The organism is Paenibacillus sp. FSL H7-0326, assembly GCF_001955535.1.
GTDB lineage: Bacteria > Bacillota > Bacilli > Paenibacillales > Paenibacillaceae > Paenibacillus > Paenibacillus shunpengii.
The window spans coordinates 1,281,555-1,294,386 of the sequence record NZ_MPVN01000001.1 but is presented as its reverse complement, the minus strand read 5'-3'; the positions used below and the strand labels follow the sequence as shown (position 1 = coordinate 1,294,386).

10 protein-coding genes are annotated in these 12,832 nt (G+C 45.0%); 7 read left to right on the top strand and 3 right to left on the bottom strand.

The window, feature by feature from the left end:
- Positions 1-156 precede the first annotated feature (156 nt).
- From codB to BK126_RS06200, 5 genes are all read left to right on the top strand, one after another.
- The gene (gene codB / locus BK126_RS06220) at positions 157-1,434 is read left to right on the top strand and encodes a cytosine permease (protein WP_076311769.1); all 1,278 of its coding nucleotides are present in this window, start codon (positions 157-159) and stop codon (positions 1,432-1,434) included.
- The gene (locus BK126_RS06215) at positions 1,403-2,671 is read left to right on the top strand and encodes a cytosine deaminase (protein WP_076311768.1); all 1,269 of its coding nucleotides are present in this window, start codon (positions 1,403-1,405) and stop codon (positions 2,669-2,671) included. Before codB ends, BK126_RS06215 begins: the two co-directional genes overlap by 32 nt.
- Positions 2,672-2,822: 151 nt before the next feature.
- Positions 2,823-3,359: a tubby C-terminal domain-like protein gene (locus BK126_RS06210; RefSeq protein WP_143757682.1), complete on the top strand. Its 537-nt coding sequence runs from the start codon at positions 2,823-2,825 to the stop codon at positions 3,357-3,359.
- A gap of 21 nt (positions 3,360-3,380) precedes the next feature.
- On the top strand, positions 3,381-4,529 hold the full coding sequence (locus BK126_RS06205; RefSeq protein ID WP_076311766.1) for a DUF4269 domain-containing protein: 1,149 nt from the start codon (positions 3,381-3,383) through the stop codon (positions 4,527-4,529).
- A 110-nt stretch (positions 4,530-4,639) separates the two neighbouring features.
- On the top strand, positions 4,640-5,401 hold the full coding sequence (locus BK126_RS06200; protein WP_076311765.1) for a hypothetical protein: 762 nt from the start codon (positions 4,640-4,642) through the stop codon (positions 5,399-5,401).
- Positions 5,402-5,517: 116 nt separating this feature from the next.
- Here BK126_RS06200 and pgmB read toward each other — a convergent pair whose 3' ends face one another.
- The 3 genes from pgmB to BK126_RS06185 all read right to left on the bottom strand — a co-directional run bounded on the left by pgmB (position 5,518) and on the right by BK126_RS06185 (position 9,920).
- Positions 5,518-6,174 (bottom strand): beta-phosphoglucomutase, encoded by a 657-nt coding sequence (gene pgmB / locus BK126_RS06195; RefSeq protein ID WP_076311764.1) that lies wholly within the window; start codon positions 6,172-6,174, stop codon positions 5,518-5,520.
- A 24-nt stretch (positions 6,175-6,198) separates the two neighbouring features.
- Positions 6,199-8,481, bottom strand: a complete 2,283-nt coding sequence (locus BK126_RS06190; protein WP_076311763.1) for a glycoside hydrolase family 65 protein — start codon at positions 8,479-8,481, stop codon at positions 6,199-6,201.
- Positions 8,482-8,906: 425 nt separating this feature from the next.
- Complete coding sequence (locus BK126_RS06185) at positions 8,907-9,920, bottom strand: LacI family DNA-binding transcriptional regulator (RefSeq protein WP_076311762.1); 1,014 nt, start codon at positions 9,918-9,920, stop codon at positions 8,907-8,909.
- A 360-nt stretch (positions 9,921-10,280) separates the two neighbouring features.
- Between BK126_RS06185 and BK126_RS06180 the strand changes: the two genes are divergently transcribed.
- Positions 10,281-11,945, top strand: a complete 1,665-nt coding sequence (locus BK126_RS06180) for a PTS transporter subunit IIBC (RefSeq protein ID WP_076311761.1) — start codon at positions 10,281-10,283, stop codon at positions 11,943-11,945.
- A gap of 7 nt (positions 11,946-11,952) precedes the next feature.
- Positions 11,953-12,771 carry an endonuclease/exonuclease/phosphatase family protein gene (locus BK126_RS06175; protein WP_076311760.1) on the top strand — a complete coding sequence of 273 codons (819 nt, stop codon included), beginning with the start codon at positions 11,953-11,955 and terminating at the stop codon, positions 12,769-12,771.
- The last annotated feature ends 61 nt before the right edge of the window (positions 12,772-12,832 follow it).

Here is a 12,832-nt window from a genome sequence, read left to right as displayed (position 1 = left end):
TCGGCGTGAAGCAGGGCATAGTCTATTTAGAGATGCTCTCTATATTCGCGCGGATTATGATGTACAAATGAGGCTAATTGTCAGTTTAACGACGGCGATTAGCCTCTTTTTTCTGCTCTTTTTGGTATCAGGAAACTTTTATTTGGGGGTATTCTGATGAGTAAGAACGATCAAGAGTTTTCGTTGCAGGCGGTACCGAAAACGCAGAGAAATCAATTTTTGAAGACACTATCTGTTATGCTGGGTTTCACATTCTTCTCGGCCAGTATGCTGGCAGGCGGAGAGCTGGGCATTGGCCTGAGCTTCACTGAGTTTATGCTGATCGTGCTGGCGGGGAACTTGGTGCTCGGTATTTACACGGGCGCACTCGCACATATCGCCGCCAAGACGGGGCTCTCAACCCACTTGCTGGCTAAATATTCTTTTGGTGAAAAAGGCTCCTATCTGCCTTCCTTCCTGCTTGGCTTTACACAGGTCGGCTGGTTCGGCGTAGGTGTAGCGATGTTTGCGGTTCCGGTCGCAAAGGCGATGAACTGGGATGTGAATTTACTCATCTTCATCTTCGGTCTGGCGATGACAGCTTCTGCAATCTTTGGTATGAAATCGTTGGTAATCCTTGGCTATATCGCGGTTCCAGCGATCGCTATATTGGGTAGTTACTCGATGCTTAAGGGTGTCGATACACTTGGCGGCATGCAAGGCTTGCTTGATTACACACCAACACAAACCTTGTCTGTGGCTGCGGCCATGACGATCTGTATCGGGTCCTTTATTAGCGGAGGGACGCTTACACCCGACTTCACCCGCTTCGCCAAATCATCCAAGCAAGCCGTTATTGCAACCGTCATCGCCTTTTTCCTGGGAAACTCGTTAATGTTCCTGTTCGGCGCGGTTGGCGCCATGGCCTATAACTTGGCCGATATTTCCGAAGTCATGTTCCTGCAAGGGCTGCTCATTCCAGCGATTATCGTACTTGGCTTAAATATCTGGACGACCAATGACAATGCTTTGTATGCATCAGGATTAGGTTTTGCGAACATTACGAAGATTTCCAAGAAGTTCTTTGTTATTATAAATGGTATTGTCGGCACGGTGTTTGCGATGTGGATGTACAACAATTTTGTCGGCTTTCTGAATGTGCTGGGTGCTGCGGTACCATCCATCGGTGCAATCATTATCGCTGACTACTTTTTCGTCAAACGCAGAACATACAAGGAATATGCCAGCATGAGCTTTAAAAAGGTAAACTGGTTAGCAATGCTCGCTTGGGCGATCGGGGTTGCTTTTGCACAGCTCGCTCCAGGCATTACGCCGCTTAATGCGTTATTGGGCACAGCCGTCGTATACATCGTACTCATGTCCGTATTCTCAACAAAAGTATCTAATGAAAAGGTGATGACAAATGATCATACAGAACGCGAAATTGCGGGGTAAAGAGGGCCTGTGGAATATCCTCGTGACAGATGGAAAGTTCGAACAAATTACACAGGAATCCATAACAAGCACGAACGATGAGGTACTCGACGTCAACGGTTCCCTTCTACTGCCTCCATTTATTGAGCCGCATATTCACCTTGACACAACCTTGACAGCAGGTGAGCCGGAGTGGAACCTGAGCGGTACGCTCTTTGAAGGAATTCAGCGCTGGTCGGAGCGCAAGGCTTCTTTGACGCATGAGGATGTGAAGACACGCTCCAAGACTGCACTCAAATGGCAGATTGCTCAAGGCATTCAGCATGTTCGTACGCATGTCGATGTAACGGATCCAAGCCTGACTGCAGTCAAAGCGATGCTCGAAGTGAAGGAAGAGATGGCGCCTTATGTAGATATCCAGCTGGTGGCTTTCCCTCAGGAAGGCATTCTCTCGTATCCGAATGGGGCCGAGCTGATGGAAGAGGCACTGAAGATGGGCGTTGATGTGGTTGGCGGCATTCCACACTTCGAATTTACGAGAGAATACGGTGTAGAGTCGATGAAGATTGCGTTTGATCTTGCCGAGAAATATGACCGGCTCGTAGATATCCACTGTGATGAGATCGATGATGAGCAGTCCCGGTTCGTAGAGGTTGTGGCGAAGGAAGCCTATGAGCGCGGATACGGTGCACGCACAACTGCGAGCCATACGACAGCAATGGGCTCCTACAATGATGCTTATACTTATAAGCTGTTCAGATTGTTAAAAATGGCCGGACTGAACTTTGTGTCCAATCCACTCGTGAACATCCACCTTCAAGGACGTTTTGATACGTATCCGAAGAGAAGAGGACTGACTCGTGTGAAGGAGCTTCAGGAGGCAGGTCTCAATATCTGCTTCGGGCATGATGATATTTTTGATCCATGGTACCCGCTTGGAACAGGCAATATGCTGCAAGTGCTGCATATGGGAATTCATGCATCACAGCTTCTTGGCTACGATCAGATCGTCAATTCGATTGACCTTATTACGAGTAATAGTGCAAAAACACTGCACATTGAAGATAAATATGGTATCGAAGCCGGCAAACCGGCGAGCTTTATTGTACTCTCCGCGGAGAATGAATATGAGGCTGTACGCAAACAGGCTGCTGTTCTGTATTCCTTCAAAGAAGGTCGTAAAATTGCAGAAACAAAGCCCGAGCAGGCATCCATTATTCTTGGAGATGGTGCTGAGCAAGTCAGCTTTAACAAGTAATCGAATCGTAAACATTAACCTGTCTGAAAACCTGTATGGAGCGCTCCGTGCAGGTTTTTTTGATTTGTAGATCGGGCTGCGCAACATTATACTTCTAATGGAGTACATAAGATGTATGTGTGATATTCATCTCAAAAAGGGAGCGGAGTCAATGGAGAGGAAGTACTCTTATAAAATCCCATTTATGACACATTCTAAGGCCCCATCTATACTGAAAAACGAGGTCAATCAAGACTTGGGCTCGTTAAGGCGTGTATATCGTAATAAAGGATTGGATGCTGCGAACTGGTTTATAAATAGTCTTGAGATTAGTGTTGACGGAGAAGATCTTCAAACAGGTTTCCGCGTATCCATCCAGGATAAGATGATTTGGTTAGGTCGTAATAAGTGGAGTATATGTTCTATTGGTCCTGATGGTGATGAAGAGAATATTCTACAAGATCGCACCAAAATCAAATTATCTCCTAGATTTATTTTTACATACAAGAACGAGGAATTTACTTATACCAAAGAATTATTAGACAAAACAAGTTTTGTTCATAATTCAGGAAAAATGCTGGTGGCAGAGATAGAGAGTGGTGGATCAAATCATCCGATGCTCACCAGACAAATTAAAATACACAACGATGAATTGCCCCCTATGCTGCTGGCCTGTGTTGATCGTGTAGTCCGGTTGTTGTACAGATAAATGGAAGGAGTTAAACCACCAATGCAAAACAAACATTTATATAAAGACATACGTTATTTAATAGAAGGGAATGAAGTGCAACAGGAAGTATATCGAGTCCTAACACAGTTCAAAATCATGGATAGATTGCAAGCCTATGATCCCATTCTTACAGGAACCGTTCCCATTGCAGTTGACATAGAGGGAAGCGATCTGGATATCATTTGCGAGGTACATGATTTCTCCGAATTTAATCAGCGGCTCACAGACCAATTTGGAGAATACGAAGGCTTTAAAATATCCGAGAAAATCGTAGACGGCATCAAACGAATGAAGGCCAGTTTTAGATTAGAGGGTTGGGGTATTGAGGTATTTGGTCAGCCGATTCCTACTTCTGAACAAAATGCTTATCGGCATATGCTCATTGAAGACCGGGTATTGAAGTTTGCTGGTGAAGACTTTCGCAGTCTAGTTGTATCCATGAAGAGAAAGGGAACGAAGACAGAACCGGCATTTTCGATGCTTCTTGGGCTTGAAGGAAAAGGGAATGCCTATGAGGCCATGTTTGAAATAGAGAACTGGACGGATGAGCAGATCAAGCAGGCATGTGTTGTTTACGAAAGCAGTTCTATGCATTTCAGAAGTTTAAGTGAGCTTGTGAAAAAGAGTAAGTATTCTTATAAACCGTCAAAGGATCATATCGATCCTGTTTTTGGACCGGATCGAGAGTACAGCTTCCAGTGTTATATAGACGATCATATCATTCTTGTCTCTCGAGGAGTTAATGAAGACTATGCACATGTGACCATTCACGGGAAAGATGAATTCACCTTCAAATGTACCTTGATCGATGTGAGGAAAGAAAATCCTTCGCTCATTCAAGTCTTGAAAGCAAGCGTGATCGAGGATTATGAACATGAGGAATATGAATACGCAGATACTATGCCTTATATCGGAGCTGTTGAAGTTCGAGATGTGGAATGGATATGCCATCTTCCCGAAGAACCTAAGGAACTGGGTGAGAAATTTTTCACTTTTGTAAGCTCCTTTCTATTGAACTGTTCTTATAATTTATCCGCTGACATTAAAGAGCTAGAGCCTGTTAAAGAGTATATCAAGAAGGATCTTCAGTTTATGCTGAAGTTTCCATTTGAAGGGAAGACCTATATCCGAACTAGACAGCTATGGTAAGTCGCATAATAGGCTGAAGTGGACATTCCGAATTGTTATAGATGAAGGAGTGGGGCAGCTTGAAGCATAGACTTGGCATTTCCATTTGGGTTATAGGAGGGTATATGAAGATGAAGGCACCAACTCAAATTCTTCAGGTATGGCATAAATTCGATTCTTTCCCCATGGAAACGCTGACCAAGGCATGGTATTATGACCAGTCCTCTGTCCGTCAGCGCAGTGTAGAAGAGATGAAGGAGCATCGCGAGAGATTCGGCACCTCGGGAAATTGCTTTGATCTGGCGATCTGGCTCATTGAGGAATTCAAGCAGGCCGGGATTGAAGCTTATGCCATAGGAGAAGGCCTCGGTACAGAGGAGGCTCATGCAGCTGTGTGTGCGCTTGACGAGCAGGGGCGTAGATATTTTTGCGACTTGGGAGATCAATGGATTGAGCCGATTCTCATGGACTTCACGGCAGATGAATACGGTGGAGAGGTGCTCAGCGGATATATTACAGGAGGCAAAATAAAGCTTGATCATCACGGAAGCAGTCACTTATCCTTCACTTGGGTTAGGCCGAATGGCAAGACGAGCAGTCAGGTCTTTGATCTTACACCGGTTGATCTTCAGGATTTGATCGCTGCAGGAGAGCATTCGCAGTCCTTACTACGTAATGCACTTGTAGAGATGAGAGTTCCGATGGAGAATGAAATTGTCCACTGGGAGTATGAAGGAGGAAGAAGCTTTATAAGCAACAATCGAGAACTCATCACCGAATCTCCCCTTGATCAGATAGAGGATTGGGCCGAGCGAATATATAAAATGACGGGGATTCAGCCAGATGTGTCTGTAAACGCGCTTAAGAAGTATAAACAAATTGCGAAAAGCTGAAGCACAGCCAATGTACCCTTGAATGATGAAAAAAGAGCCGCTCCCCTAATGAGTGTTTCCTGTCGAGTAAACAGGGTGCAATTCATTAAGGAAGCGGCTCTTATTTTATTTCCATATTAAGCTCTATTTGCATGACTAGACTTCAGTAAGTCAAGAGTTAGCTCTGAGGTCGAAGCTACAATAAGATCGGCTTTTTGCATTTGAGCAGGTGTACCGACACCCACGGCATACATGCCAGCGGATCGAATAGATTCGATGCCTGCTTCAGCATCTTCTACGCCCACACAATCCGAAGGGAGGACGCCCAGCTTGGCTGCGCCAGTCAAGAAGATTTCTGGGTCAGGCTTGCCATTCTTAATTTGTGTTACGTCAACGACATGATCGAAGTAAGGCGTCACTTCAAGCCGGTCCAGAATAAATGGAGCGTTCTTGCTCGCAGAGGCCAGCGCGATAAGGATGCCGGCTTCCTTTAATTCCTTGAGCAGGCTCTCAATGCCGGGCAAAAGATCTGCCGGTGTTACCTTCTTGATCATTTCTTTGTACAGCTCATTCTTCTGATCGGCAAGCTGATACTTCTGTTCATCTGTATACTGAGCATTTCCAAGTGCAAGGATCAGCTCAAGAGACTCCATTCGGCTTACGCCTTTGAGTTTCTCGTTATATTCTTTATCGAAAGGAAGGCCGAGCTCATCCGCAAGACTCTTCCAGGCAAGGTAGTGGTACTCTGCCGTATCGGTGATCACGCCATCAAGATCAAAAATAACTGCTTTCATGTTACAATTCACCCGTTTCTTCGCTTAAGATGCGATTGTTGTTACTAATGCAGATTCATTCGTAATCTCAACTTGCTCTCCATACAATTCCATCGTGAGTGGTTCACCGGATACCAGTGTAATCTTCACTTCATCTTGTTCTACACTAATATTCAGCAGACGATCACGGTAGTTAATATGGAACTTGTATTTCGTCCAGCCTTTTGGAAGGAACGGAGAGAAGCTGAGTGTTTCATTATAAGTGCGCATCCCGGCAAATCCTTGAACGATTGCAAGCCAGCTTCCTGTCATCGAAGTAATATGCAGACCGTCCTCTGTATCATTATTGTAGTTATCCAGGTCTAGACGCGCGGTGCGTTTGTACATCTCTACTGCTTTTTCTTCCATCTTCAGCTCGGCAGCAAGCACGGCATGGATGGAAGGGGACAGAGATGATTCGTGTACTGTCATCGGCTCATAGAAGCTAAAGTTCCGTTCTTTTTCTTCTAATGTGAACTGATCTCCGAAGAAATAAATTCCTTGAAGTACATCTGCCTGCTTAATGAAAGGTGAACGCAGAATTTTATCCCAAGACCATTTCTGGTTCAATGGCAAATCTTCCTTCGCAAGCGAGGATACCGGACGGAGGTCCTTATCCAGGAAAGTATCATGCTGTACAAATACACCCAGCTCTTCGTCATACGGGAAGTACATATGCTCTACGATATCTGACCATTTCGCCAGTTCGCTCTCCGTTAATCCAAGCTCTTGTGATCTTGCTTCGGATACTTTAGACAAGCTGTCCATTGTATATTTCAGTACCCAAGCTGCCATCTTGTTCGTGTACCAGTTGTTGTTAACATTGTTCTCATATTCATTTGGTCCGGTTACGCCATGTATCATATACTTGCCGGCACGCTTGGAGTAATGAACGCGATCTGCCCAGAAGCGGCTGATTTCAACAAGTACTTCGATACCTTCATTCACCAGATAGCTGGTGTCTCCGGTATAGTTTGTATAATTATAGATTGCATAAGCAATAGCACCGTTACGATGAATTTCTTCAAACGTAATCTCCCACTCGTTATGACACTCTACCCCTGTGAAGGTTACCATTGGATACAGCGCGCCTTTCAGTCCTTGCTGACGTGCATTGTGATGTGCACCTGCCAGCTGGTTGTGGCGATAACGCAGCAGGTTCTCGGTTACGCGCTTGTCAGCAAGCGCCAAGTACATAGGTACGGCATAAGCTTCGGTATCCCAGTACGTTGCACCACCGTATTTCTCCCCTGTGAAGCCTTTAGGACCGATATTCAGACGCTCATCATGACCATAGTAAGTCGAGAAGAGCTGGAAGATGTTGAAGCGAATTCCTTGCTGAGCCTCAATATCGCCAGAGATTTCGATATCCGCCTTGTCCCAGCGCTCAGCCCAAGCATTGACATGCTCCTCTTTGAGCAGGTTATAGCCCTTATTCATCGCTTCCATCATCATGCTCTCTGCAGTAGGGATCAGCTGCTCTGTATTCATATCACGTGAAGTCGTGACAATCACAAATTTCTGAATCGCTGCAGCAGCCTGTGGAGCAACGTCATAGACATAATGAACTGCGGCGAAGAGGGCAGCTTCTTCTATCTTTTTGGAAGTTACGTTATCTGTGACTATACCCATGGTTGAATTGACGGTGAAGCGTTCTACACCAAATGGATTTTCTTTTGTTGTTGCTGCAAGGCTGACATAGGGCTCGCCGACTTTGCGATCCGCTTCAACCCAGAACGATTCCTCGTAGTTCGAGTCTTCATTCTTTGTATCTGCATCCAGATAAGGGATCAGCTCCACATTCATGTTTTGATCCGTCAGATTGGTGACACGATAATCAATCAGACACAGCTCCAGCTTCGATATGCTGAGGAAGCGCTCGGTTTCAATTCGAACCTGTCCATTTACCGTAAATGAGCGACGAAGAATACCTTCCTTCATGTCGAGCTCTTGATAGAAATCAGTTACTGTATCTGTATACAGATCGACTTCAGCACCGTTGATAAGAACACGGATCCCGATAAAATTCATGGCATTGATTACTTTGCCGAAATAGTGCGGATAGCCATTTTTCCACCAGCCGACCTTCGTCTTATCCGGGAACCATACACCGGAAATGTAAGTACCTTGATGATGATCACCGGAATACTTTTCTTCAAAATTACCACGCATTCCCATATAGCCATTACCGATGGAAGTCATGCTCTCCTGCAAGCGCAGGTCCTCTTTGTGAAGCTCCGTTGTGGAGATCTTCCAGGCATCAATATCAAAAATTCGTTTATATGACATTTGAATCCTCCTTGGGCAGCGTATAAGCACGCTATACCTATTTGGTTGGTTTAGAAATAATAAGATGAAACTTGAATCAATTTCATAAATCATAAAAAAGGTGAATTTGAAACTATATATAGATAAACAAAATCGTTTTGATCTATATATACTCTTGATTGAAGCAGCCAAAGGCATTATGAAATTGATTCACTTAAGTGGAAATTATAAACTTGGCGCTTCTCTGTCAGCATATGTCGTAAGTCTTCATTTTACTTCAGAGTTCGTAAGCTTATACCCAAAATGTAAGTGTTATCATTTGATTGCGATTACAGTATATAGTGCAACCGGTTGCCCTGTCAATTAAAAAAACAGCCTGTATGAAAAAAAGCTGTCTGCATGAATGAATGCAAACAGCTTGCTCATGGTGTTTCAGCTTAGGATAGCTATTCATTTATTCTTGTACATGATGCACGCTCTACAATTCGGTGCGGCACGATAATATGCTTGGTCATTTCTTTCGGATCCTGAATCTTCTCGATGAGGCTCTTGGCGGCCTGGTAACCGAGCTTGAATATATCGATATCTACAGACGTGAGAGGCGGATTCATCATATCGGCAAGAGTTAGGTTATTGAAGCTGATCAGGGAGCATTGCTCCGGAAGACGTACCCCGATTTGCTGAAGCGTCCTTTGCAATGGCAGCGCGATAATATCGTCACCGACAATCATGGCCGTAGGTGGCGTATCCAATTGGAACAGGGCGGCAATATCGTCATTGGTGAACGATGTCCCGATCAAGTAACGGGAATCCCACTCCAGATTCAGTTCGCCAAGTGCGGCTTGATATCCGCGAACCCGTTCCTTGTGCACAGTCCTTGCTGTATCCGCTCCAACATAAGCTATCCGGCGATGGCCAAGCTCATAGAGGAATGTAACAACATCTTTCCCTGCTTGGAAATTGTCATTATCTACATGGGTTGTTTCGCTGACGTATTGCTGGGGCTTACCAATAACCGTGTAGGGGATTTTTTCATGATGAAAAAAATCAACAACCGGGTCTTCGGGCTTGGAGTACAGGACGATAAAACCGTCCACCCGGTTAGCCCTCGTCATCATTCTTACACGAGACAAGAGCTCTGTATCATCTCTGCCGGTCACAATGGCCATTGTAAAGTTTTTTTCATTCGATAGTTCACTGATGCCCCGAATGCTCTCAAGAAAAAACGGATTTTGGAATATAGATACATCCGCTTCAGGCATAATAATGCCTAGGGACTGCGTCATCCGGTTGGCCAAGCTTTGCGCCGAATAATTGGGTTCATATCCAAGCGCTTTCATCTCTTTGCGAACCCGTGCCTTGGTAGCCTCACTAATCTTGGGGCTGTCCTGAATGACCCGGGATACGGTGGAAGTAGCAACATTGGCTCGTTTAGCAATATCTTTAATTGTTACTGCCATCGCTGAATCTCCTTTTAATTTGCGTTATTCTGATGTATTTATCATACACACACCTAGACATATAAAACAATGCAGGAGGAATAAAAAAATTGGCAAGTTAAAAAAATGGGTTGCAAAATGAAAGCGAATGATTTTATAATAGCACTGCAACCGATTGCACTAAAGTTGCACGATCTTGCAATAACTCCTTTTCAAAAGCCATGGCACATTTTTAAGGAAGATGTAATCGCTTTTTTATCAATCACTGTGTCACCGGCTTTATAAACATAGGATTTTGTAAGGGATTTCTGAATGCGATATCAACAAAGAACAAGGCGTTCAGACCATGCTGCACAATAAAAAACACAAGAGGTAACGCATATGAAAAAACTTCTGTCTTTTGAGTTTTGGCAAAAATTCGGTAAAGCCTTGCTAGTCGTCGTTGCCGTTATGCCGGCTGCAGGGATCATGATTTCGCTTGGCAAAGTGATCGCGATGTTTGCGGAAAATATCGCATTCCTTGTCACTGTCGGTGGTGTCATGGAGAACCTCGGCTGGGGGATTATTAACAACCTTCATATCTTGTTCGCTGTCGCGATCGGTGGATCGTGGGCTAAAGAAAGAGCAGGAGGGGCGTTTGCGGCACTTATCGCCTTCATTCTGATCAATATTACAACCGGTACCATACTTGGCGTATCCAATGATATGCTGAGCCAGGAAGGTGCAACCACTACGACGCTGTTTGGTCAAATGATTACGGTAGATGGTTACTTCACCTCTGTACTTGGTGCTCCTGCACTGAATATGGGTGTATTTGTCGGTATAATTTCTGGTTTCCTTGGAGCCGTTGTGTTCAATAAATATTATAACTATCGTAAGCTTCCAGAAGCGCTGGCCTTCTTTAACGGTAAACGGTTCGTTCCGTTTGTTGTCATTCTATGGTCCGTTATTGTTGCGGTAGTGATGGCAGCATTTTGGCCGTTTATTCAAACCGGAATTAACAGCTTCGGTAAATGGTTAGCGACTTCAGGTGAGTCTGCTCCATTCATTGCCCCATTCCTGTACGGAACGCTGGAGCGTGTGCTGCTGCCATTCGGGCTTCACCACATGCTGACGATTCCAATCAACTATACAGAGCTTGGCGGAATTTACACGGTACTCACTGGCGGCAATGCCGGCGGTACGGTTGCTGGACAAGATCCACTATGGCTCGCTTGGGCAAGTGACCTTGCCAATCTGCATGGATCGGATCCAATGGCGTATCAGCAGCTTATGGACACCGTAACACCAGCACGCTTCAAAGTAGGACAAATGATTGCAGGCGCTGGTATTCTGATGGGTATTGCACTTGCAATGTATCGCAGAGTGGATAAGGACAAGCGTTCCAAATACAAATCCATGTTCTTGTCTGCCGGTCTTGCGGTATTCCTGACCGGAGTTACAGAGCCGCTTGAGTTTATGTTTATGTTTGCTGCACCTGTACTTTACGGTGTATATGCGGTCATCACTGGCCTTGCCTTTGGTATGGCTGATATTATTGACCTGAGACTTCATTCGTTTGGTATGATCGAGCTGCTTACTAGAATTCCGCTGTCGATCAATGCAGGCCTTGTTGCCGATATTATTAACTTTGTCATTACAACGGTTGTATTCTTTGCAGGTTCTTACTTTATCGCTTACTTCATGATTGGGAAATTTAAGATGGCTACACCAGGACGGCTTGGGAATTATACGGATGAAGAGTCCGATAAAACAGTTGCTACTGCAGAAGCTGCGGGAGAGAACATTCCTGCTGCTGCAACCGCTGGAGATGATCTCCCTGCTCAAATCATTGCCACGCTCGGCGGCCCATCTAACATTGTCGATGTGGATGCCTGCATGACTCGTTTGCGAATTACAGTTAATGATGTGAATGCAGTGGGTAATGAAGAGGAATGGAAGAAGCTCGGGGCTCTTGGATTGATCAAGAAGGATAACGGAATTCAAGCGATCTATGGTCCAAAAGCCGACGTTCTGAAGTCCGACATTCAAGACAGACTAGGGTGATTACATTTTGAAGATTCTAACGTTGAACACGCATGCCTGGATGGAGGAGGATCAGCTGACCAAGATTGATCAGCTGGCCGAATTCATTCGCACAGAGGATTTTGATATCGTTGCGCTGCAAGAAGTGAATCAGTCACAGCGTGAGGCACCGTTATCTGATGACGATCTGTCTCCGTTCTATGTTACAGACGATCAAGCGGTGGTGAAGGCCGACAATTATGCACATGTACTGCGCGAACAGATCGGTCAAGCATATTACTGGACGTATATTCCGATCCATGTAGGATTTGAGAAGTATGATGAAGGGCTAGCTTTCTTATCGAAGACTCCGATCCTTGATGCTTTTGAAGCCTATGTTTCCGAAATGAGGGACTATGAGAATTACCGTACCCGCAAAATATTAGGGATCAAAACGGTCATCTCGGGAGAAGAAACCTGGTTTGTGAATGGTCATTATGGCTGGTGGCATGATGACGAATCCTTCAGAGGACAATGGGATAATTCACTGGATGTGCTCAAGCAGAAGGTGAAGGGTCAGCCGGCATTCATTATGGGTGATTTTAATAATGCAGCCCATCTGGAAGGCGAAGGCTACGATTATGTTACACAGAGCGGGTGGCATGACTGCTACGAGCTGGCAGAAGAGAAGGATGAGGGCTATACCGTTGTCAAAGCCATCGCCGGCTGGGAGAATAATAAGCAGAAGCTGCGTATTGATTATGTATTCAGTAATCGTAAGCTTGCAGTTAAGTCCTCCAAGGTTGTTCTTGATGGCAAAGACAGCCCGATCGTCTCTGATCACTCCGGTGTTTCTGTAACCATATAATTGGTTTTTGCAATGTAAACTGATAATTAAAGAAGCACACGTTTCTGCAAGGAAGATCTGC